23 protein-coding genes are annotated in these 21,115 nt (G+C 60.6%); 9 read left to right on the forward strand and 14 right to left on the reverse strand.

Annotated elements, in window-relative coordinates; genetic code table 11:
* Window positions 1-68 precede the first annotated feature (68 nt).
* Together ACBG85_RS18985 and ACBG85_RS18990 are read left to right on the forward strand one after the other, a co-directional pair.
* Window positions 69-551 (forward strand): hypothetical protein, encoded by a 483-nt coding sequence (locus ACBG85_RS18985; protein ID WP_372024352.1) that lies wholly within the window; start codon window positions 69-71, stop codon window positions 549-551.
* Window positions 552-763: 212 nt separating this feature from the next.
* Window positions 764-2,110 carry a hypothetical protein gene (locus ACBG85_RS18990; protein ID WP_372024354.1) on the forward strand — a complete coding sequence of 449 codons (1,347 nt, stop codon included), beginning with the start codon at window positions 764-766 and terminating at the stop codon, window positions 2,108-2,110.
* A gap of 21 nt (window positions 2,111-2,131) precedes the next feature.
* Here ACBG85_RS18990 and ACBG85_RS18995 read toward each other — a convergent pair whose 3' ends face one another.
* The 3 genes from ACBG85_RS18995 to ACBG85_RS19005 form a co-directional block, all read right to left on the reverse strand.
* A complete protein-coding gene (locus ACBG85_RS18995) occupies window positions 2,132-3,499 on the reverse strand; it encodes an acetamidase/formamidase family protein (RefSeq protein ID WP_065351158.1) in 1,368 nt (455 codons plus the stop codon).
* A gap of 113 nt (window positions 3,500-3,612) precedes the next feature.
* Window positions 3,613-4,731, reverse strand: coding sequence for a methyltransferase (locus ACBG85_RS19000; RefSeq protein ID WP_372024357.1), 1,119 nt, complete (start codon window positions 4,729-4,731; stop codon window positions 3,613-3,615).
* 129 nt (window positions 4,732-4,860) lie between these two features.
* Complete coding sequence (locus ACBG85_RS19005) at window positions 4,861-5,976, reverse strand: Glu/Leu/Phe/Val dehydrogenase (RefSeq protein WP_003941274.1); 1,116 nt, start codon at window positions 5,974-5,976, stop codon at window positions 4,861-4,863.
* Between the two features lie 219 nt (window positions 5,977-6,195).
* Here ACBG85_RS19005 and ACBG85_RS19010 point away from each other — a divergent pair, with 219 nt between their 5' ends.
* Both ACBG85_RS19010 and ACBG85_RS19015 read left to right on the forward strand, forming a co-directional pair.
* On the forward strand, window positions 6,196-6,708 hold the full coding sequence (locus ACBG85_RS19010) for an Lrp/AsnC family transcriptional regulator (RefSeq protein ID WP_003941343.1): 513 nt from the start codon (window positions 6,196-6,198) through the stop codon (window positions 6,706-6,708).
* Between the two features lie 46 nt (window positions 6,709-6,754).
* Window positions 6,755-7,216, forward strand: a complete 462-nt coding sequence (locus tag ACBG85_RS19015; RefSeq protein WP_007726074.1) for a 6,7-dimethyl-8-ribityllumazine synthase — start codon at window positions 6,755-6,757, stop codon at window positions 7,214-7,216.
* 56 nt (window positions 7,217-7,272) lie between these two features.
* Here the strand turns inward: ACBG85_RS19015 and ACBG85_RS19020 are convergent, their stop codons facing one another.
* Entirely contained in the window at window positions 7,273-7,479 is a 207-nt protein-coding gene (locus ACBG85_RS19020; RefSeq protein WP_230358883.1) for a hypothetical protein, read from the reverse strand.
* Window positions 7,480-7,639: 160 nt separating this feature from the next.
* Window positions 7,640-8,167, reverse strand: a complete 528-nt coding sequence (locus ACBG85_RS19025; RefSeq protein WP_311093706.1) for a DUF3558 domain-containing protein — start codon at window positions 8,165-8,167, stop codon at window positions 7,640-7,642.
* 180 nt (window positions 8,168-8,347) lie between these two features.
* Between ACBG85_RS19025 and ACBG85_RS19030 the strand changes: the two genes are divergently transcribed.
* From ACBG85_RS19030 to ACBG85_RS19040, 3 genes are all read left to right on the forward strand, one after another.
* Window positions 8,348-10,024, forward strand: coding sequence for an FAD-dependent oxidoreductase (locus ACBG85_RS19030; RefSeq protein ID WP_372024361.1), 1,677 nt, complete (start codon window positions 8,348-8,350; stop codon window positions 10,022-10,024).
* Window positions 10,025-10,033: 9 nt separating this feature from the next.
* Window positions 10,034-11,470, forward strand: a complete 1,437-nt coding sequence (locus tag ACBG85_RS19035; RefSeq protein WP_372024365.1) for an ATP-binding protein — start codon at window positions 10,034-10,036, stop codon at window positions 11,468-11,470.
* A 69-nt stretch (window positions 11,471-11,539) separates the two neighbouring features.
* Entirely contained in the window at window positions 11,540-11,893 is a 354-nt protein-coding gene (locus ACBG85_RS19040; RefSeq protein ID WP_003941317.1) for a UBP-type zinc finger domain-containing protein, read from the forward strand.
* 1 nt (window position 11,894) lies between these two features.
* Here the strand turns inward: ACBG85_RS19040 and ACBG85_RS19045 are convergent, their stop codons facing one another.
* Together ACBG85_RS19045 and ACBG85_RS19050 are read right to left on the reverse strand one after the other, a co-directional pair.
* A complete protein-coding gene (locus ACBG85_RS19045) occupies window positions 11,895-12,221 on the reverse strand; it encodes a hypothetical protein (RefSeq protein WP_095971524.1) in 327 nt (108 codons plus the stop codon).
* Window positions 12,222-12,262: 41 nt separating this feature from the next.
* Window positions 12,263-12,757, reverse strand: coding sequence for a DUF3558 family protein (locus tag ACBG85_RS19050; protein ID WP_003941299.1), 495 nt, complete (start codon window positions 12,755-12,757; stop codon window positions 12,263-12,265).
* Between the two features lie 176 nt (window positions 12,758-12,933).
* Here ACBG85_RS19050 and ACBG85_RS19055 point away from each other — a divergent pair, with 176 nt between their 5' ends.
* Complete coding sequence (locus ACBG85_RS19055) at window positions 12,934-13,989, forward strand: 2,3-butanediol dehydrogenase (RefSeq protein ID WP_003941279.1); 1,056 nt, start codon at window positions 12,934-12,936, stop codon at window positions 13,987-13,989.
* Here the strand turns inward: ACBG85_RS19055 and ACBG85_RS19060 are convergent.
* From ACBG85_RS19060 to ACBG85_RS19070, 3 genes are all read right to left on the reverse strand, one after another.
* A complete protein-coding gene (locus ACBG85_RS19060; RefSeq protein ID WP_007726052.1) occupies window positions 13,979-14,302 on the reverse strand; it encodes a ferredoxin family protein in 324 nt (107 codons plus the stop codon). The two genes, ACBG85_RS19055 and ACBG85_RS19060, sit on opposite strands and share 11 nt — an antisense overlap.
* Entirely contained in the window at window positions 14,299-15,888 is a 1,590-nt protein-coding gene (locus tag ACBG85_RS19065) for an FAD-dependent oxidoreductase (protein WP_007726050.1), read from the reverse strand. Before ACBG85_RS19065 ends, ACBG85_RS19060 begins: the two co-directional genes overlap by 4 nt.
* A gap of 105 nt (window positions 15,889-15,993) precedes the next feature.
* Window positions 15,994-16,239, reverse strand: a complete 246-nt coding sequence (locus tag ACBG85_RS19070) for a hypothetical protein (protein ID WP_020908376.1) — start codon at window positions 16,237-16,239, stop codon at window positions 15,994-15,996.
* Window positions 16,240-16,462: 223 nt separating this feature from the next.
* On the opposite strand from ACBG85_RS19070, the gene ACBG85_RS19075 reads away from it, so the two are divergent.
* Window positions 16,463-16,843: a helix-turn-helix domain-containing protein gene (locus ACBG85_RS19075; RefSeq protein WP_030536813.1), complete on the forward strand. Its 381-nt coding sequence runs from the start codon at window positions 16,463-16,465 to the stop codon at window positions 16,841-16,843.
* Here the strand turns inward: ACBG85_RS19075 and ACBG85_RS19080 are convergent.
* The 4 genes from ACBG85_RS19080 to ACBG85_RS19095 form a co-directional block, all read right to left on the reverse strand.
* Entirely contained in the window at window positions 16,840-18,633 is a 1,794-nt protein-coding gene (locus ACBG85_RS19080) for a long-chain fatty acid--CoA ligase (RefSeq protein ID WP_030536812.1), read from the reverse strand. The genes ACBG85_RS19075 and ACBG85_RS19080 overlap by 4 nt on opposite strands.
* A complete protein-coding gene (locus tag ACBG85_RS19085) occupies window positions 18,630-19,073 on the reverse strand; it encodes a MarR family winged helix-turn-helix transcriptional regulator (RefSeq protein ID WP_007726042.1) in 444 nt (147 codons plus the stop codon). The genes ACBG85_RS19080 and ACBG85_RS19085 overlap by 4 nt, the downstream gene beginning before the upstream one ends.
* A gap of 103 nt (window positions 19,074-19,176) precedes the next feature.
* Window positions 19,177-19,308: a putative transporter small subunit gene (locus tag ACBG85_RS19090; RefSeq protein WP_003941363.1), complete on the reverse strand. Its 132-nt coding sequence runs from the start codon at window positions 19,306-19,308 to the stop codon at window positions 19,177-19,179.
* Window positions 19,309-19,335: 27 nt separating this feature from the next.
* Complete coding sequence (locus ACBG85_RS19095) at window positions 19,336-20,988, reverse strand: sodium:solute symporter family protein (RefSeq protein WP_172436616.1); 1,653 nt, start codon at window positions 20,986-20,988, stop codon at window positions 19,336-19,338.
* Window positions 20,989-21,115: the final 127 nt, after the last annotated feature.

The raw sequence follows: 21,115 nt of genomic DNA on the forward strand, positions 1-21,115 counted from the left end.
CCTGATACTCCATTGCGGCATCTTTTCGCCTACAGTACTTCCGTACTGCTCCCGAAGGACAGGTGTGCATGAAAGACAGAACAGTCATGATCGGCGCTGTCGCAGTGGCCGCTCTTTCTCTGACATCAGGCCTCGTTTTCGGCGGAGCAGCCGGCGCATTCGGTGCCGGCGGCCCTGTGGTGAAGCCTCCCACTCTGGTCTCGTCGGTTTCCGTGGAGTCCGTCGCCGGGATCGAACCGGCCGCGTTCTACAGCTCGGTTGCAGTCCCCACGGTTGTCATCCCGCCGACGCCGACCTGGCGAATCGCCGACGAGACGACTGCTCCTCGTAATCAGCCGCTTGTGGTGACCGCGACAAGCACGAGCTCCACCACCTCGACTACGACGGCCACCAGTACGACAACACCCGTCTCATCCACGACAACTGCGTCGGCTACCGCGACCTCGTCACCGACCGCGACGGCCACAACCACCAAGACCAGCACCACCCCCGTTGTCACGACCGGATCCACGCCGCCCGTCGTCGAGGTCTCGCCCGTTCTCGCCGGATAACCCTCGCTCTTTCGCCCGCACACCGCCTGGCGTGACGGCGGTTACAGGCACACTTCAGTCGCCGCTCTCGAATAACCGATCTACCTGCAACTACCTTCCTCGTCGTCACGGTTCGTGGTCCGCTGCAATCCGGTCGACCGGAAAAGGACAGCAGCATTGTCGGAGCCTCGCGATACCGTATAGGTCTGAGCTTTTGCGGAAGGAGGTGGCTGATGAGCGCAATGGGCTTCGATCTCGATGTCAGTGTCGACCGGGCGTGGGCAGAATTTCAACGTCGCCTCGGCGATCACATTTCCATCATGGTCGACGGCGACGTTCTTGCCGTGGAATCGTCCACCGGCGACTTCGATCCAGCTGACGGCGCAGCGCCATGCGTTCAGTTCCTCGTGTGGGACGAGAACACAGTCCGCTGCGAGGTTCCTTCCAACGACTTCCTTCATCCGCGCTATCGACTCGACGATGCCGACGAACAAAAGTTGATCGCACTCGGCTGGAATCCGCCTTCCGAGAATCTCGAGGATCCGAACAACTCCCCCGCCTTCTGCGTCGACAAGGCGCAGAACTGGGCCGATCAGCTCGCAGCGATGACTGTCGCTGCATTCCGTGATGTGTTCGGTGTGCACCACCCGGCTTTTCTATCCAGCGATCTCACCGGCAACGAGCAGACTCCGGATTTCGATCCGTCGGTCGTCGAGTCGACAGAACTTCCGACACTCGACCCCACCGCGGCCTACATGCCCAACGACATCGACCACCTCAAGGAGTTGGTCACTCTCGCTTTGCTTCCCATGCTCGGCACTCTTCCCGAGCGAGACAGCGACGGCGACATACCCATTCGTGTCGGTTCGACTGTCATGTTCGTCGGTCCGCTTTCCGAGTCCATGGACGTGCAGTTGTTCTCCCCACTCGTTCAGGACATCAGCAACCGCACCCGTGCAGCCGAGGTCATCGCCGATCTCAACCGCAAGTGGTCGCGCATCAAGTTCGTCTTGATCGACGACCGTCTGTCGGTGTTCCTCGAGGTGGCGGGTTCGCCATTCGTTCCCAAGCAACTCACCGATACGTGCGCCGCCCTGACATCGTTCCTGCGTACCGTGGACGACGAGTTCGCCGCACGCGTCGGCGGAGACCTCTTCTTCGCGAACAAGAGCAGTGATTCCTCCTCTCTACAGCCCGATCTGACAGCCGAGGACCTGCCTCCCGAACTCGAGACCCTGCTGCACCTCGATCTGGATGTGGCCGAGGATCTCGACGCGGTAGCCGATGTCTGCGGTCGTGATCGCGATCTGATTCTTCAGCTCCTCCACATCAGCAACGAATGGCAGATTCAGCTGCGTAGTCAGGCTGTGGACGCCCACAGTCGCGGGGACGCCGAAGAGGCGGCGGGCTACGAGGATCAGGTCGGCGGGTGGGAACTCATGGTCGACCGTCTGCGCGGGGCTTTGCGACTGGTGGTCCTGCCCAATTCTCGGACCGAGACGCCGGCAAAGCCGCAACCTGAGCAGATGGGCTTGTTTGCCGATCCCTTGCAACAGAGCCTCTTCGACGATCCGTCCTGATAACACGGATCGGCCTTCCCGCTATTCGAAGTGGGATTTGACGATCTGTCCGTGGACGCCCACGGTTCGATCGACTACCTGCGAGACCGTGAAATCGGCTGCGGCAGAAAGATAGGCGTAGGCCGTCGCTCGATCCATTCCGCGATCATGCTCGAGGAAGTCGAGTGCGTTGACCACCGCGCGCCGCATGGCGCCGTTGAGGTCACTGTTCTGCCCATCGACCGAACCGTTGGGGTCGGACAGGCCGATCGGAATCCAGGCCTCCTCGGTCTCGGCGAACGGGTATCCGAAAGCCACCGATGGAGCGTCACCGGAATCCTTCTTACACACGCTGAGTCGGAACGTGCCGCGCAGCGATCCTTCCATCGCGGTCAACGCTGCCTCACCGTCTCCCATCGCCATGTGGGGGTCACCGACGTAGAACAGGGCGCCTTCGGCAAAGACCGGCAAATAGAAGGTTGATCCGACACCGAGATGCCTGATGTCGATGTTTCCGCCGCCCAGCGTCGGAGGAATGGAGTTCGACGACGGGGATGTCGGGTCGGCATCCGAGGAATAGGCAACTCCCATCATTCCCATGAAGGGCCGCAGGGGAAACCGCACCTTCGACTGTCCGAAAGGCATCACGCCCTTGCCGTCTTCGATCGCCGTGAAAGTGGAAACACCGCCGTACTTCAACGGGTCCTTTGTTGCGCGCCCGTCTGTGGCGACCGGCGGCATGACTTCGTCCAGAGTGATTCCCGCTGGAGCGGTTCCGTCTGCTGTGACGGCGAGAGCGCCCTTGCCGTGTCTGCTCGACACAACGCCGTACGGCACGCGGGGAATGGCTTCGAGAGTCTCGATCTTGAGTACGTCTCCAGGCTGGGCGCCTTCGACGAAGACCGGGCCGGTGACGACGTGCGGTCCGTCCTTGTCGAAGTTTCGTTCGGTTCGGTTGTATTCGGCCGCAACGGCAATCGCATCCTCGAGCACGTCCTTCTCGGAAACGCCTTTGCTACCGAAGTATTCGAGAGGATTGCGCCCTTGATCCTCGAGAATTCCCTCGTGCGAGAGGGCGTCGATCGTGACGGTCTGGCCCGACTTCATCCGCATCACCTCGCGGGTGTGGATGTTGGGCACATAACCCCACATGACGTCCGACGGATCCGAACTCAGATAGTGATCGCCACTGACGTTTCCGCTGCCCGGTTGCAGAATCGGAATGCCATCGGCGAACGGTAGTGCAGAGGAGGACGATCCAGCCGGTGACGCGTTCGAGTGCGCGCATCCCGAAGCCACACCGGCAACTCCTACGCCCGCACCGAGGGCAGCGACTGCCCTCATGAATCCGCGTCGGCCAAGACCTTTCGTCAGGTCTTCGGCTGCGTTGCGGGCAAGAGTGTATTCCATCGAGATTCCTCCGGAGTGCGTGACGATGTACGACTGCGAAGAAAGCTAGACCCGATTTGTTACTCGTTCATTACCATCTCATGGCAAGGAAATACCGCTGACTGAGAATGAATTCAGCGACGGCGAAGCCGCCAGAGCGAGGTCGTCTCTCGTGCCCGGGCAGCGTGAAGCGCATCGGTTCGGTCACTGACCTTTGCGTGCGTCGGTTTGACGTCCATGCGATCGACAACAGTGAGCCCACCGGCCGCAATCAGATCGTGCAGTTCGGATCGCGTTCGGAGACCGAGGTGTTCGGCAATGTCCGAGAGGATCAGCCACGCTTCTCCCCCGTCGTCCAGATGCGCTGCGACACCAGTCAGGAAGCCCTTCAGCATCGCTCCAGCGGGGTCGTAGACGGCGTATTCGATGGGCGAGGTGGCCTTGGCCGGAATCCAGGGAGGATTGCAGACCACCAACGGAGCGGTGCCTTCGGGAAAGAGGTCTGCTTCCACCACGTTCACCTGATCGCCGTAGCCAAGCCGCGAGAGGTTGCTACGAGCGCATTGCAGTGCCCGGGGGTCCTGGTCGGTGGCCGTCACTACCTTGACACCGCGCTGCGCCAGGACGGCAGCAAGAACGCCGGTGCCGGTGCCGATGTCGAAAGCCGATTCCGTCGACGGCAGTGGCGCAGACGCGACAAGATCGACATACTCCCCGCGGACGGGTGAGAACACTCCGAAGGCGGGATGCACTCGTGCGTCGAGAGCCTCGATGAAAACACCTTTGCGGTGCCACTCGTGAGCGCCGATCGCGCCGAGGATGTCACGCAACGAGCGAACCGAAGGCTCACCGGTAATCCCGAAAGCTTCGGTCAACGCGACTTGCGCGTCCGGGGCTCGCCGGAGTGGAATCGACAGATCTGCATCCAAGGGAATGAGCAGCATGCCGAGGATCTGCGCGCGGCGTCCTTGGGTCTGCCGGTGGAGATGGAAGGCTTTGGCTGGGTCGTCGGACGCTCGGCGCGGCTTGCGGTCGATGCGCGACGCGACGGCCTTCGACAGTTGGCGAGCGTTCTGAAAATCTCCGCGCCACAACAACGCCGTGCCTTCGCATGCCAAGCGATAGGCGTCGTCGGCCTTCATCGTGTCGTCGGCGACAACGATGCGCTTGGGCACCGGGGCGTTGCTCGTCGAACCCCAACGGGCCGATTGCTCGGCGTCGTTCTCGGTCCACACAGCGAATTGTTCAGTCATGTAAGCCCTTCCGGCGTCCGACGCATAGCGGCCGGTCTACCGGCTGATGTGGTCCAGATCTGCAAAATCTGCTCGTCTGGTGTCCACACTAGTCGGGACCGGCCGCGCTACATGACTGCGAGAGGGATGTCAGCCCTTGGCGACGCGAGCTGCCTCGGCGATCCGAGCCTCGGCGACCGCGTCAGCAGCCTCGCCGGCGAGGATTCCGTCCTTCTTCGACTTCGCGAAGATCTCGGTGACCGTGTCGAAGATCTTCTCGACCTTGAGCTTGACCTCTTCGGCCGAGTTGCCCTTCAGCTCGCCGGCGACCTGGATGAGGCCGCCGCCGTTGGCCACGTAGTCAGGGGTCCAGGTGATGCCGCGGTCGCGGAGAATGTTCTCGACCTCGGGCACGGTGAGCTGGTTGTTGGCAGCGCCGCAGACAACCTCGGCCTTGATCGAGCGTGCGGTCGTGTCGGTGAGGGTTGCGCCCATCGCGCACGGTGCGTAGACGTCCAGATCGGCGTCGATGATGCTGTCGACGATGCTCACCTGCGGGAAGTCCGCCTTGACGCGATCGAGCGCTGCGGCGTTGACGTCGGTCGCCAACACGGTTGCGCCGTCTGCGAGGAGGAGCTTGATCAGCTCGTAGCCGACCTTGCCTGTGCCCTCGACACCAACGGTCTTGCCTGCGAGCGACGGAGTGCCCCAATGCGACTGTGCCGCGGCGCGCATCGACTGGAATACGCCGAGGGCCGTCATCGGAGCGCTGTCGCCGGAACCGCCGACCGTAGCGTTGCGGCCGACGACGAAGTCGGTGTTGCGACCGATGATGTCGAGATCGTTGGAGTTGGTTCCGACGTCACCAGCGGTGATGTAGCGGCCACCGAGGGTCTGGACGAATTTTGCGTAGGCGCCGAGCAATTCGTCGGTCTTGGCCGTTGCGGGGTCGCCGATGATGACAGCCTTGCCGCCGCCGAGGTCGACGCCGGCAACCGCAGCCTTGTAGGTCATGCCGCGCGAGAGGCGCAAAACGTCTGTGACTGCGGCAGATTCGTCGGAGTACGGGTAGAAGCGCGTTCCGCCGAGCGCGGGACCGAGCGTCGTGGAGTGGATGGCGACGATGGCCTTGAGGCCGCTCGCGGGATCCTGGAAGAAGCTCACCTGCTCGTGGGGGTAATCGCGCAGGTAGTCGGCGCGATCGAACACGCCCGCAGTGTCGTCATGGGAAACAACGGAGTTCACGGGCTCGGCGGTGAGAGTCATTGTGGGATAGACCTTTCCGAAGGATAAACGGGGCGCAGTCGAAATATTGGGACGAATTGGCCGTTGGGTACTATTGGGGACAAATAACCCAAAGAGAATCCCGCTGAGCAATTCGTGGAACCAATGCTCTGCCTGAGTTACGATTTGGTCAATGCAAATCTCTTGAACTAGTCAATTCGATCATCCAGTGACTCATATCACTGAGGAGAGGTTCACAAAGTGCTCAGCATCGACAAGCTCGACGTCCAGTTGCTCGGTCTGCTCAGCAAGGACTCGAGGATGAGTGTGGCCGAGTTGGCCAACTCGTTGGGCGTCGCCCGCAACACCGTCCAGTCGCGAATGAAGCGCATGGAATCCAACGGACTTCTCACCGGGTTTCGGCCGAATCTCAATCTCCCCGAGGTCGGTATCCCGATTCAGGCATTTGTCGGTCTGGAACTCGAGCAGGGCAAGATCAGCGCAGTCGCTCGGAGTCTGACCGAGTTGCCCGAGGTGATCGAAATTCACGCCACAACTGGTCGCGAGGATTTGCTCGTTCGCGTCGCCACCTCGACGCACGCGGCGCTGCAGAAGTTGGCCGAGCAGATCGTGTCACTTCCAGGCGTCACGCATTCGACCACGACCATCGCTCTGACCAATCCCCTTCCGTATCGAATTCAGCCTCTCCTCGAGCACCTCACCAATGACGCCGGATGGGGTCGTTCGACCGCCTTCCCCCGTCAGCAGGACTAGGACGGGTGGTCGCGTCGATGCTTCCCAGTGCGCTAGTTTCATGGTTATGAGTGAGATCCAGGGACAGCGCATCGCGTTCATTCAGGCGACGTGGCATCGCAACATCGTCGACCGTGCACGCGACGGATTCACCGACGCGATCGTCGAGCTCGGCTACCCCAAGGACACGGTTGATTTCTTCGAGGTACCGGGAGCTTTCGAGATCCCGCTGCATGCTCGGCGGTTGGCCAAGACCGGCCGCTACCAGGCCATCGTTGCCGCAGGTCTGGTCGTCGACGGCGGTATCTACCGGCATGACTTCGTGGCGACGGCTGTCATCGACGGTCTGATGCGCGTGCAGCTCGACACCGACGTTCCGGTCTTCTCGGTGGTCTTGACGCCGCATCACTTCCACGAGCACGCCGAGCACGTCGACTACTTCAGCACGCATTTCGTGAAGAAGGGCGCCGAGGCTGCTCGCGCGGTCGACGCCACCGTCAAGTCGTTGAAGGCCCTGCCCACCAACTAGTCGTTACCCAAGTCTCGCTGAGTCGAATGCCATCGGCTCAGCGAGATTTTTTGTGTCTATCGAGGGGTCTCGACGCTTGCCAGTGCGGAGGCATTCGAGTCGTCGACTTCGCCGTAGCGGTCGACGCATTGCTGGAAGAAGTCCCGCATCTCGGTGATCACCTGGATGTGGCTGCTCAACGACTTCTCCAACGAATCCTCACCGCCTACCGCCTTCTTGGAGAATTTCGCGGCGAGGTTGATTCCAGACTGGAGTGTCCCCATACCTGAGACATTCTCAATCCCCAACAGATTCCTATGCGCCTCGTTTAGTACGCCGAGAAACTCAGCACACGCCAACACGACATCCCGCGCAACGTCTGGAGCAAGGTCCAACTGAGAACCCGCCGTCACATTGTTCCAACCTGATCTAGTCACAGAGACCTCACTTTGGTAGGACATGTTCAATATCGACCGATACTCGCTGCGCTACAACACAACTGGGCTCTTCCTGAGCTTCGGACAGCATTCTTTCGATATTGACCCAGATTGAGCCTTGCTCGACTGGGAACGCAATATAACAACCATTACCGTCCACATCGTCAACGCGTTGGAATTGGATACCGTGCCGTGAACCGGCGCGCAGTTCCTCGACACCTCGGTAGTCAGCATTCCGTCGCACATCGTCGACGGCGCGCGCTGTTGAATACACGGTTAAGAAGTACCAGGACCCGCTCCACCCACAGATCTTCCATCCTGGCTGCTCAACGCCCGCGATATCAACTTCCTCGGTAGCCGGATCAAGCCCCACTTCTTCCAACACCGAGTCCGGGATGTCCTTGCACGGATCGAACAGACCCTCTTGGCCGGATGCAGGCTCAGCCGCCCCCTCCACGACTGAGCTGCATCCTGCCGCAGCCCACACCAACACCCCAGCCATGAGCAGTCGCCCAACCCCCACCGACCCCCGCATGACACCCCCTGTTGATGTGGACCCACTGTATTGGATGCACCGGAGGCTCGATCGGTTCCCGCAATCTTGAAATTCCCAGTTCAGGTTCGCCGGTTCACTCAGAGCGCATCGTCAGCGATTGACGCTCAGCTCAGCAGTCGCATACTGGAGAGGTTGACTACGACTTCGGGAAGGCACCGAGTGAGCGCACCGAAAGCCCCGGCCAAACCAGCGATCCTCAGCGTCGACGACGATCCTGGTGTTTCGCGTGCCGTCGTTCGAGACCTTCGCAAACGGTACGGAGAGAAGTACCGAATCATTCGTGCGGAGTCCGGCGACCAGGCTCTCGAAACCTTGCGTGAAATGAAACTTCGCGGCGATGCAGTCGCTGTGATCGTCGCCGATTACCGCATGCCCGGTTTGAGTGGAATCGAGTTCCTCGAACAGGCAATGGACCTGTATCCCGTAGCTCGTCGCGTTCTCCTCACCGCGTACGCCGACACCGATGCTGCGATCGACGCCATCAACGTCGTCGACCTCGACCACTACCTCCTCAAGCCTTGGGATCCGCCGGAAGAGAAGCTGTACCCCGTCATCGATGCGCTGCTCGATGCCTGGGCAAGTTCGAGTCATCACCCCGCCGAGGAAACCAAGGTGATCGGCCATCGTTGGTCCGAGCGATCATCCGACGTCCGAGAGTTCTTGGCACGCAACCAACTTGCCTATCGCTGGTACATGTCAGACGAGCCGGAAGGCCAACGACTGCTCTCGGCTGCCGGTACCGACGAACTGCGGCTTCCCGTCGTCATCGCATCCAATGGGGATGTCCTTGTCGAGCCCACTGACGCCGAACTCGCCGACAAACTCGGGTTGAGTACCACCCTCTCCGAAGACTTTTACGATCTCGTTGTCATCGGCGGCGGCCCTGCGGGTCTGGGCGCTGCTCTGTACGGCGCTTCGGAGGGACTTCGGACGGTTCTCATCGAACGGCGGGCGACTGGCGGTCAGGCCGGCCAGAGTTCACGAATCGAGAACTACCTCGGCTTCCCCGACGGAGTTTCCGGCGCACAGTTGGCCGATCGCGCGAGGCGCCAGGCAACCAAGTTCGGCGCCGAGGTCATCACCGCGCGAGACGTCACCGGTTTGGAAATCAACGGCTCGGCCCGCACCGTGCGTTTCGACGACGGTTCGTCGGTCGACGCCCACTCGGTCATCTTGGCGACCGGTGTTTCCTATCGCCAACTGTCGGCGCCGGGGCTCGATACCTACACTGGCCGAGGGGTCTACTACGGGTCAGCTGTCACCGAAGCCGCTCGGTGCAGCGAACAAGATGTGTACATAGTCGGCGGCGCCAATTCGGCAGGCCAAGCTGCGGTCTATCTCTCCCGCGGAGCTAGGTCCGTCACCATTCTCATTCGCAGCAACTCGCTCGAAGCCTCGATGTCCTACTACCTGATTCAGCAGATCGAAAAGAATCCGAAGATCACCGTGCGCACGTGCACGGAGGTAGTCGGCGCTGAGGGTGACGATCACCTCGAACGAATCACACTGCGTAACAGAGCCACCGGAGAAGAAGACACTGTCGATGCTCAGTGGTTGTTCATCTTCATCGGTGCCGCTCCCCTCACCGACTGGCTCGGAGACGTGGTGGTCCGCGACGGAAATGGCTTCGTTCTTGCCGGCCCGGACCTTCCGTCCGAAGGCGTCACACCGGAGGGGTGGCCGCTCGACCGCGCACCACATCATCTCGAAACCAGTGTCCCCGGAGTGTTTGTCGCCGGGGACGTACACGCCGAATCGGCCAAGCGCGTCGCGTCGGCCGTCGGAGAGGGCGCGATGGCCGTGATGTTCGTCCACCGCTATCTCGCTCAACAATAGGGAGATTCGATGTCCATTCCTGAATGCAGCCCAGACTTGCTTCGCACCCTGTTCCTGTTCGAGAAGCTCACCGACGATCAGCTCGAATCACTCTGCCAGGCAGGCCATATCACCGAGATCGATCGAGGTCAGGTCTACCTCGAAGGTGAGCCTGCCACCTGCTTCTACGTCCTCATCGAGGGCGAGGTGGTGCTGTCCAAGCTGTCGGGCGGCGAAGACATCGAGATCAACAGGACCACCCAGCGCGGCGTCTACTCGGGAGGATGGACGGCGTATCTCGGCGATCGGGTACCGCAGGTCTACGCGGGGTCGATGCGAGTGACGACTCCTTCGACGTTCTTCGTCCTGGACGCCGACAAGTTCGGCAACGCGATGCGCGAGTGGTTTCCGATGGCGGTACATCTACTCGAGGGTGTCTTCTTCGGCAAGAAGAACACCCAGCAGATCATCGACCAACGAGAACGACTGCTGGCGCTTGGATCACTGTCGGCGGGATTGACTCACGAGCTCAATAATCCCGCAGCCGCGGCGGTTCGAGCGACCGCGTCTTTGCGCGAGCGTGTCGCAGGCATGCGTCACAAACTGGGAATGGTTGCATCGGGCACCTACGACCGCGATGCCCTCGTGACGCTCATGCGGCTTCAAGAGGAAGTTGCAGAGGTTGTCGCCAAGGCGCCGACGCTCACTCCCCTCGAAGCCTCGGATCGAGAGGATTCGTTGGGTGAATGGTTCGAGGATCATTCGATTCGAGAGGGTTGGGATCTGGCTCCGACCTTCGTGCAGGCTGGTCTCGACACCGCTTGGCTCGAGAATGTTGCTGCAGCCGTAGACGAGTCGGTGCTAGAAGGCGCAATTCGCTGGCTGAATTACACCATCGAATCCGAACTACTGATGAACGAGATCGCCGACTCCACAACGAGAATCTCGACGCTCGTCGGTGCGGCGAAACAGTATTCTCAGATGGATCGCGCTCCCTTCCAGTCCATCGATGTCCACGAATTGCTCGACAGCACGTTGATCATGTTGGGGCAAAAGATCGGAAGCGGAATCGAAGTCGTCAAGGAATACGACCTCGCGTTGCCTCCGATCGACGCCTACGCCGCCGAACTCAATCAGGTGTGGACCAACCTGATCGACAATGCGGTGTCTGCCATGGACGGATCGGGAACACTCACCGTTCGGACAAGCCGCGATGGCGACCGCGTGTGCATCGAGATCTGCGACACCGGCGCCGGGATTCCCGATGACGTCATCGACAGGATCTTCGAACCCTTCTTCACGACTAAGCCTGTCGGTGAGGGAACCGGTCTCGGCCTTGATATTTCGTGGCGAATTGTGGTCGGCAAGCATCGTGGTGAGCTTCGGGTCACGTCGGAGCCCGGTAACACCCGGTTCAGAGTTTTGCTGCCCATCGCGGGCCCACCGCGGGATACGCGCGACGACTAGCCACCTTGCACGGCCGGTAGGCAAAGCGCACGATGAAATGACCGACTTCAGTCAGCGAGAGGGTGGACCATGACCGACGGACTTCCAGCGGGGATCGATCCGAGTGTGCCGCCCAGTGGCGCGGGATGCGTTGAATGCGATGCGAGCGGCGGTTGGTGGGTGCACCTGCGTCGATGCGCGCAATGCGGTCACGTGGGGTGTTGCGACTCCTCACCGTCACAGCACGCAAGCAAGCATGCGGCCTCGACGAAGCACCCGTTCATGCAGAGCTACGAACCCGGTGAGGATTGGTTCTGGAGCTTCGAAACCAACGAGGCGTACGACGGACCTGAATTGGCTGCGCCCACTTCACATCCCGTAGATCAGCCGACGCCGGGGCCTAAGGGTCGTGTCCCAGCCGATTGGCAGCAACACATCCACTGACTCAGTTCGGTTGGTCGATCGACCTCAAAGTCGAGGCGTTCGACGACTCCTGATCCAATGCGTTGTCGATGCAGGCTTGAAACAGAGCCTGCATTGCCTCCACGACCGCGATATGACTCGCCAACACATCGACGAGCGCATCCGGGCCGCCAACCGCCTTTTCCTCGAACTTAACCTGCAGTGCCCGGGCGGATCCGAGAGTGCCGAAGCCTCCCACTTGCCCGAGATAGTTCGCATCGTCCGACAGTGACCTGAACAGCGAAATTAGATCATCACACGCCTTCGCCAGATCCTCTGCGACCCTCTTCTCCAGATACAAACCGGACATCACATACTCCAATTCACTACGAGTCGAATCTCTTCCGAGCGTTACTCGGGAAGCAGCGGTAACACGGTCAGACCGACCCGCTCAACCAGTTCACACGGAGTTTCGGGGCGCTGGTCACCGACTTTCGCACCCACTCGAATCATCGCCGTGGACTGAGCAGTCGCGAAGGCGATATTGCACGCGGTGTCCGCCTTGTCATTGTGTTCCTGGAACATCAGGACCTGTCGGCCGGCGAGTTGAATTCGATGTAGATCGCGCATCACCGGATTTGCTTCGACTTCCGCAAGCGAGTGTGTTGTGGAAGTCAGACGGAGGAAGAACCAAGATCCTTCCCACTTGCATATATTGAACCCATCGATATGGGTGTTGACTATGTCAACCTCTTTTGTTGCCGGGTCAACTCCGACTCTCTCCAATTCCTCATTGCTGAGAACCTCACACGGATCAAACATCCCAATCACATCGACAGGGAAAGCCTCGCCCTCGACGGTCGAGGAACAACCCCCAACCAACAGCGCGGCCGCGACCAGGACCACTGCACCCCTCACTCCCACAGCACTCCCCCTCGTTCGCGGCCCGCTCACCGTATTGGACGCTCCCCAGCACCGATCGGTTCCACGACATTGCATTCCGTTGCAACCCTTCACCCACGCCGATAATCGGCCTAGCGTCGATCTACCAGGGGATTCACAACGAAGTGAGGTGCGGATCAATGAAGGCAGCACGGTTCCACGGGCAGAAAGACATCCGGATCGAAGAGATCCCTGAGCCCGAATTGCGGCCAGGAACAGTCAAGCTGAAGGTCGCATGGTGCGGAATCTGCGGCACCGATCTCCACGAGTACCTCGAGGGACCGATCTTCATCTCCGCACCGGGCCACCCGCATCCACTCTCACACGAGAATGCGCCGGTCACGATGGGCCACGAGTTCTCCGGCACCGTCGAAGAGGTCGGCGAAGGTGTCACGGACGTCGAGGTCGGTGAAAATGTTGTCGTCGAGCCGTACTTCGTCTGCAACGAGTGCGCCCCGTGCAAGGCGGGCAACTACCACCTGTGTACGAAGATGGGGTTCATCGGCTTGGCCGGCGGCGGTGGCGGGCTCAGCGAGAAGGTCGTCGTCGACCGTCGCTGGATCCATAAGATCGGCAACATCCCGCTCGACGAGGCAGCCCTCATCGAACCGTTGAGCGTCGCCCATCACGCAGTCGTGCGCAGTGGAGCCGAAAGCGGCAACGTCGCCATCGTGGGCGGAGCCGGACCGATCGGACTCCTCGTTGCGGCAGTTCTCAAGGGTCTGGGTGTCACGACGATCGTCACCGAACTCAGCGAAGCCCGCAAGGCCAAGGCGCTCTCCAGTGGCGTGGCCGACTACGTCATCGATCCCACCACCGAAGACGTCAAAGCGCGCGTCCTCGAACTCAGCGGAGGCATCGGCGCAGACATCGGCTTCGAGTGCGCAGGCGTCAACGCGGTCCTCGACACCATGCTCGACACGGTCCGGCCTGCTGGAGTTGTTGTCAACGTGTCGATTTGGGGCAAGCCCGCGACCATTGACATGCAGAAGCTGGTCCTCAAGGAAATCGACCTACGCGGAACCATCGCGTACGTACGCGACCATGAAGCGGTCATCAAGATGGTCCAGGACGGTGTCGTCGATCTGGCGCCATTCATCACCGGTCGTATTCAGCTCGAAGAATTGATCTCCGAAGGATTCACCACTCTGATCGAGCACAACGACACTGCAGTCAAGATTCTCGTCAGGTCGTAACCGGACGGGGCACCTCCGGGCCCACCGCAGTCAGGGACCCAGGTGCCCGCCCTTTGCCCCATCCGATCTTCTCTCGGTAGCGGCCGATGTGATCGTCCTCGATCACATCGGCCGTTTCCAATGGTGTGGATTGCGGATGCACATACAGCGCATCCGTCGGGCAATATGCCTCACACATGAAGCAGGTCTGGCAATCCGATTGGCGCGCAATCACCGGGACGCCCGAGGGCGTCCGGTCGAAAACATCTGTAGGACAAACGTCTACGCACTTGTCGCAACCGATGCAGTCAGGCGCGGACACCAGCTCGATCATGACGCCACCAATGCAGACCCGACAGGTTCCGACGTTCGGGTCCACACCGAATCCAAACCTCCGGTGAGAACGTGATGATGCTGCGTTCCATCGAGTTCGGGATAATCGTCACGCTTGCTCATTCCCCGAGTCTCGGTCCGCGCCAACGTCGAGTGGTACATCCAGCGACCGACGGCCGTGATCGCGGCAGCCTGCCGCGCCGCCATCCGACCTGCTGGATCCGCGCCCAGATCCGCACTCACTGCACCCCACAGCGATTCGAGCTCACCGAGCGCTGCGGATACTCGATCACCGCTGCGGAGGTAGTTCTTGTCGAAGGGAATCAGCTGCGCCTGAGCAGCTTTCACCACATCGTCGGCAGCAAACCCGGTTCGTACCGGATTACGCAATCCGACGGTTCCGGCTCCGCGAAGACCACTGGTAGACCCACGTCCGACCGACAGCGCATAGCGCGCAGCACCGCTTCCCGCCCACGAACCAGAAGACATCGCCCACGCGGCGTTGTGACTTCCCCCGCCGGTAAACCCTCCGCAGATTCGCTCGCGGGTCGCAGCGTCCCCGGCGGCAAACAGTCCTGGAACGGATGACGCGCAATCGTCATCGACGACGTTGATTCCCCCAGTGCCGCGCACCGTGCCTTCAGCGAGCATGCCGACCTCGAATTTATCGGTGAAGGGATCGATTCCGCGGCGATCGAATTGCAGGAAGAAGTTGGGTTGCCCCAGCCTCATTCGACGCTGCACCTCAGCGTCGGCCCGATCGATCTGCGCGAAGACCGGCTCGTTCCGCAACGTGCTGGCGATGACGGACCTCCCCTTCGCCGAACCGGCACCTTCGAGCACGCTTCCGTCTGCGTGAAAGAACGTCGCGTACGCGTAGTAAGCCGTCTTGGTGATCGTCGATCCGGCCGCTGCGATTCCGTACGCGTTGGAGAACTCCATCCCAGAGAACTCCGCTCCGACTTCGGCTGCCATCAATGCACCGTCACCGGTATCGACGTTGGTACCCAACGCACCGGACAGAAACGCACAACCTCCACTGGCGACCACTACCGCGCCTGCCGAGACTCGGTAATCCTGTTGCTCGTGGCGTTGGTAGCCCGCCGCTCCGCGAACTCGCCCGGCGTCGTCCACCAACAACTCCAGCGCCGGCGAATGATCGAGGATCCGCACACCGGTTCGACGAATCCAGGTGCGCATCCGTCGCATGTACTCAGGCCCCTGCAAGCCGGTGCGGATCTGCTTGCCCGTGCTGGAGTCGACGGGGAACGGATATCTGCCCTCCACCGCGAGGAGATCCATGTTGGAGTATGTCTGCTCGAGGACGCGGTCCATCCAATGGTGGTCGGCAAGATATCCGCCGAGCGCCTCACGACCGGCCTTTGCCCGCTCACGGGCAGTCGTATCCGGTTCGACGTACCAAACACCCGTTCCGGAGGGGGCCGTTGCGCCGCTCGTTCCGCAGTAGCCCTTGTCGACCAGGACGACGTCTGCACCGGCCTTGGCCGCGCGCAACGCTGCCCACGCGCCGGCGGGGCCACCACCGATCACCAATACATCGGTGGAGAGTTCGAGGACGTCCGTCACTGGCCAGCTCCTGTCAGAGGTCTACGCAACACTTCTGTTGCCGCAATATTCCTCGAACGAACTACCCAGCGCCACAGTCAGAATCACTGTGAACTCAACCGGTCGCTACGACGCTTCCCGCTCCTCGTCGGTGCACAACGCGGAGTACTTGGCGAAGGCTTCCTGCAAGGTCAGCGATTTGCGTCGCTCGGCGATGTCGCGGGGCTTTCCCTGTGCAACACATCGACGAGCATGCTCGATCACAGCTTCACGAATGACGCTGGAAATGTCCGCGCCCGTGAGCTCTTGGAGGGTCTCTAGGGCCCTCAGTTCCTCTACGTCGAATCTCACCGTTACCGATCGTCTAGCCACGCTCAGGATGTTACTTGCGGGTACACCAAATTTGGTGAGTTACATATGCGTCGAGTCGAATATCTTTGGGCGCCAAAACCTTCGAATTCCGATCTACGTGGGTAAATAGTTTTCCACTCACGGCACTCATGTAATGCAACGCACACGGCGCTAGCCAGCGTGCCGACGGACACTGTCGCTGTCTATGCTTGCGAAACACTGCCTTCGATCGGAGATATACCGCGTGAGCATCGACCACATCGTTTCCGCAGTCGACGGCGATGCTGCCGAGCGAATCAAAACGGCCCTGACCCAGAGAGCCGCAACCTCGGCGGACACGACCACGCTGGTGTTCGACGGCGTCCGGATCGAGATTCCACCGTCGGTCGGCGACGCCGTCGTGCAGCTCCTGACCTACCTCGCTGCCGGGGACAGCGTCGCCCTCGGGCCAGTCGCAGAGCTCCTCACCACCTCGCAGGCAGCAGAGATCCTCGGCGTTTCGGACACGTATGTGCGCAAACTCGCCGACGCCGGGAAACTCCCGATCGAACTACGCGGCACCCACCGCAGGTTCCGCCTCGACGACGTGATGGCTTACCGCGAGCAGTTCCCCAAACGCGCCTAGCTCTTCGCGTACATTCCTTCGATCTCTTTCGAGAACCGATCGACGACGACATTGCGCTTGATCTTGAGCGTCGCTGTCATCTCACCGTCTTCCTCGGTCAGATCGCGATCGAGAATGACGAACTTCTTGATCGACTCTGCATGTGAGACAGCGGCATTGGCGTCGTCGACGGCCTTCTGCAGCTCCGCTCGAAGGTCCTTGTCGTCACGTAGTTCGGCGACGGTGGCACCAGAAGGCTTGCCGTTCTCCGCCTTCCACTTCTCGAACACCTCGGGGTCGACGGTCAGCAACGCCGTGATGTAGGTCTTCCCGTCGCCGACGACGACTGCCTGCGAGACGATGGAATGCGAACGGATACGGTCTTCCATCGGGCCGGGCGAGACGTTCTTGCCGCCCGCCGTCACCAGAAGATCCTTCTTGCGTCCGGTGATGGAAAGGTAACCTTCGCTGTCGAGTTCACCGAGATCACCGGTTCGCATCCAGCCGTTGACGAATGTCTCTTCGGTGGCCTTGTCGTTCTTCCAGTATCCCTTGAAGACGACTCCACCGTTGAGTTCGATCTCGCCATCCTCGGCGATGCGAACCCCGTTGCCGCCCATCGGCTGTCCGACGGTTCCGATCTTCTGAGCACCCGGGACGTTGACGCAGTGCGCTGCTGTGGTTTCGGTGAGGCCATAGCCTTCGTAGATCGGAACTCCGAGCCCACGGAAGAAGTGCCCCAGTTCAGGAGTGAGGGCGCCGCCGCCGGAGATCGCGAACCAGCACTCGCCGCCGAGAGCCGCGCGAAGTTTCGAGTACACGAGCTTGTCTGCCACTGCGTGCTTCACCTTCAGGATCAGCGAGGGACCGCCCTTGTCGAGAGCCTGGCTGTACTCCTTTGCAGTGGCTTCTGCGAAGGCGAAGATCGCGCCGGGAATCTTTCCACCGGACTCCGCCTTGCGTGCTGCGCCGTCACGAACTTTTTCGAAGACACGCGGAACACCGAGGATGGTGTTGGGCTTATAACGCTCGAATTGGGTTGTGATGGTGGCAAAGTCGGACCAGTGCGCCTGCGACGCACCAGCTTCGAACGTCGCAAGGGACACCGCGCGGGCCAGTACGTGCGCGAGCGGGAGGAAGGTCAGGACTCGGTTTCCCGGAACCGCCACCTTGCCGATCGATGCCGTGAGAATCCCGCGCACCTCGGACAGGAAGTTACGATGCGTGAGGATGCATCCCTTGGGACGGCCTGTGGTGCCGGAGGTGTAGACGAGTGACGCCAGATCGTCGGCCTTGATGCCCGCGAGTCGCTTCTTCAACTCGGTATCGTCAACGTCGGCGCCCTGTGCGGTCAGCTTTTCGACTGCTCCGTCGTCGATCTGCATGACGGCCTTGAGAGAGCTTGGCGCGTCCTGGAACAGCTGCTCGTGCGCGCCGGTTTCGACGATCGCGATGACGGCCTCGGAGTCTTCGAGGATCCAGCTGACCTGCCCCTGAGACGACGAGTCGTAGATCGGAACGGTAGCGGCGCCGGCAGCCCAGATGGCGAAGTCGAAGAGCGTCCACTCGTATCGGGTCGCGGAGAGGAGTGCGACGCGGTCGCCTGCCTGCACCCCGGCTGCAATGAGACCGTTTGCGACGCCGGTGACCTGCTCGGCGAACTCTTTAGCCGTTACATCTACCCAACCCTCGCCCTTGGGGCGGGAGAACACCGTCAGTTCGGGCGTGCGCTCGGCGTGAGTGAAGACGGTGTGCACCACGGACTCATTGTCGGAGATGGTGAACTGGGCTTTGGCGCTGTACTCACTCACAGGGTGTCATCTCCGTTGGTCTGCGATTCGATGCTGATTCTGAAGCGGTGGAGTGCGCGGGCGAAGTCTGCGACCTCGGACTCGGTCCAATCGTGCAGCCTGCCGGCGACTTGGTCGAGCCGACGCGCGTCGGCGGCGTCGAGGTATTTGCGGCCAGCCTCCGTGAGGTGCAGCGGATTGCCCTGACGAACGGATCCCGGATCGGCATACACCCAGCCAGCCTCGATGCACCCGCGCACTTGGCGCGAGATGGTCGAGCGGTTGACGCCGAAGACTTCGGAGATCTCCGTGGCCTTGCATCCGTCATTGCGGCCGATGAAGGAGAGGAACGAATGCTGGGCGATCGACGGGTGGTCATCGGAATGCCGATCCCCCGTCATCAACTGCCGCGTCAGGTGCACCAGCTCGTCATGAACCGCTGGTGGACCGGTGAGCGCCATTGCTCCGTCGTGTTGCACTGGGCAACTATAACGCTGCCCCCAGTCCCGATTGCAATATGACCGCCGCCACCGACAAGAAGTCCGTCGGTGGCGGCGTGAAAAGTTAGACCAGATCCTCACCGTTGCGGCGAGCAGTTGCCCAATCCTTGAAGAATCCCTTGCTGATGACTCCCAGCACGACCAAGACCAACGCCGGCCAGATCAGAACATAAATGGTCAGTAGAGCTGTACTCATTCGTAGCCCTTCCACTTGTCTCGACGGTTACTTTCCGGACGCTCCCACGGCAGGAAGCTCGTCATCGTCGAAGTCTCCCGTCCGCTGCTTGATCAGTTCGAAATCGAACGTCTCACGCTGATTGACGGACATCGCAAAGCACACGACGGTACTGACGGCATAGGCCACCAAAGAACCGCTGAGCGTTGGGTAGTCGTGCAGGAAGCCGATTGCGAACGGCGCGGACAGCACGATCGCCAGGCCACCGACGATCTGCGCAACCTTCAGGCCGAAGAATCCAAATGCCATGAGCCCCAGCACCACTCCGATACCGACAACGGCAACGATGTCGGAGAAGATCCCGAACATCCCATCCATCGGCACCCAACTGAATCGGACGGGCAAGAAGGCGGCAAGCGCCACCAGAACCGACACAGTGAAGGCCTTGTTGGTGACCTTTCCCCAATAGAAGCTCGCGATAACCGGGAACACCAGCGCGCCCCACAGCGCGCCGACGAACACCAACAGATCAAGAATGCTCAGTTGCAGACTTGCCAAGGAGATAGCCGCCGCCGTGGCAACTATCATCGTTACTCGGCCGATGAGCAGCATCCGTCGAGGGTTCGCATTGGCCTTGCCTGCGACGGCTTGGCCGTAAACGTCGGTCATCACGATGGACGAGAGCGCAGCAAGGTCCGAGTCCGCCGTCGATGACAGCGCGCCGATGATCATGACAAAGAAGACAGCCAGCAAAATTCCGGGCAGGTACGACGCGGCCATCTGCGGAATCAGATTGTTGACGTCACCATCCATCGGCTCGATTCCGAGGTATAGAGCGAGAACACCCAGCATTCCGACACCAATGACCGTTGCGCCGTATCCGACGGTTGCGGTGATGAAGGTGGGCTTGATCAGGTCTTCGCGGACCGCGAACAGACGTTGGGCAATGGTCTGGTTGCCGATTGCGTAGGCAAGAACTGCTGCGATGTACGGCGCGCCCTGCTCGAAGAAGGCAACGCTCGAGAAGAAGTTGCCCTGCTCAGCAGTGAGGTTGCCTGCCCCGGATTCGAAGGCTGCCGGGAACCCTGCCGCAAAGAAGATGAACGGCACCAAAACCGCTACCGCACCGAGCATTCCGATCAGCTGAACGAAGTCGGTCAACACCGAAGCGCGGAAGCCCGACCACAGTGTGTACAGCAAAACGCCCAGCGCAACGATGAACACACCCTGGATGAAGTTGAACGGCGAAAGTAACGCGATCAGCAGACCACCAGCGAGGAAGTTCGACATCAAACTGATGAGACTGCCGACGATATTGGAACCCGCGAGCATCAGCTGACTCGAGCGTCCGTGCCGCGCGTACATGACCTCAGCCAGCGTGTGGGCTTTCGGTGCCACTTTACGAATTCGCTGGCCGAACGGATAAATGAAGAGAATCATCAACGCGCCCCACAAACCGTAGTGAATGGGGCCGGAGATTCCGTAGGTGTAGCCAGAAGTGGCAGATGCGTACATCGACGACGCCCAAATCCAGGTGGCCGTCATACTCGCGGCCGAAACACCAAATCCTAATTTGTTTCCGGCGGTCATAAAACCGTCGGCATTTTCCTGTTTCTTACCAATACGAAGAGAAATCAGAAATGTTCCACCATAAAAAGCAACAAGCAGTGAAACAATTACCAAGGTACTGAACTGGACCATGTCGGACCCCGTCACATGCCACATCCTTCGCACATAATCGGCAGAGCAAAGCACAAAACCCCTGTTCAGGATCTTTGCGCTTCGTTTCTGCACGCCCTAGGAGCGACCGCCATACCAACACCGGTCA

This window comes from Rhodococcus sp. NyZ502 (assembly GCF_041464245.1).
Classification (GTDB): domain Bacteria; phylum Actinomycetota; class Actinomycetes; order Mycobacteriales; family Mycobacteriaceae; genus Rhodococcus_F; species Rhodococcus_F qingshengii.

Excerpts from the sequence above, each read along its gene's own strand:
- ACBG85_RS19055 (WP_003941279.1), top strand. The coding sequence starts at position 12,934 with ATGAAGGCAGCACGGTTCCACGGGCAGAAAGACATCCGGATCGAAGAG.
- ACBG85_RS19020 (WP_230358883.1), bottom strand. The coding sequence starts at position 7,479 with ATGGGGACACTCCAGTCTGGAATCAACCTCGCCGCGAAATTCTCCAAG.
- ACBG85_RS19000 (WP_372024357.1), bottom strand. The coding sequence starts at position 4,731 with ATGACTGAACAATTCGCTGTGTGGACCGAGAACGACGCCGAGCAATCG.
- ACBG85_RS19045 (WP_095971524.1), bottom strand. The coding sequence starts at position 12,221 with ATGTCCGGTTTGTATCTGGAGAAGAGGGTCGCAGAGGATCTGGCGAAG.
- ACBG85_RS19025 (WP_311093706.1), bottom strand. The coding sequence starts at position 8,167 with ATGCGGGGGTCGGTGGGGGTTGGGCGACTGCTCATGGCTGGGGTGTTG.
- ACBG85_RS19040 (WP_003941317.1), top strand. The coding sequence starts at position 11,540 with ATGACCGACGGACTTCCAGCGGGGATCGATCCGAGTGTGCCGCCCAGT.
- ACBG85_RS19090 (WP_003941363.1), bottom strand. The coding sequence starts at position 19,308 with ATGAGTACAGCTCTACTGACCATTTATGTTCTGATCTGGCCGGCGTTG.
- ACBG85_RS19005 (WP_003941274.1), bottom strand. The coding sequence starts at position 5,976 with ATGACTCTCACCGCCGAGCCCGTGAACTCCGTTGTTTCCCATGACGAC.
- ACBG85_RS18985 (WP_372024352.1), top strand. The coding sequence starts at position 69 with ATGAAAGACAGAACAGTCATGATCGGCGCTGTCGCAGTGGCCGCTCTT.
- ACBG85_RS19060 (WP_007726052.1), bottom strand. The coding sequence starts at position 14,302 with ATGATCGAGCTGGTGTCCGCGCCTGACTGCATCGGTTGCGACAAGTGC.
- ACBG85_RS19035 (WP_372024365.1), top strand. The coding sequence starts at position 10,034 with ATGTCCATTCCTGAATGCAGCCCAGACTTGCTTCGCACCCTGTTCCTG.
- ACBG85_RS18995 (WP_065351158.1), bottom strand. The coding sequence starts at position 3,499 with ATGGAATACACTCTTGCCCGCAACGCAGCCGAAGACCTGACGAAAGGT.
- ACBG85_RS19085 (WP_007726042.1), bottom strand. The coding sequence starts at position 19,073 with ATGGCGCTCACCGGTCCACCAGCGGTTCATGACGAGCTGGTGCACCTG.
- ACBG85_RS18990 (WP_372024354.1), top strand. The coding sequence starts at position 764 with ATGAGCGCAATGGGCTTCGATCTCGATGTCAGTGTCGACCGGGCGTGG.
- ACBG85_RS19015 (WP_007726074.1), top strand. The coding sequence starts at position 6,755 with ATGAGTGAGATCCAGGGACAGCGCATCGCGTTCATTCAGGCGACGTGG.
- ACBG85_RS19095 (WP_172436616.1), bottom strand. The coding sequence starts at position 20,988 with ATGGTCCAGTTCAGTACCTTGGTAATTGTTTCACTGCTTGTTGCTTTT.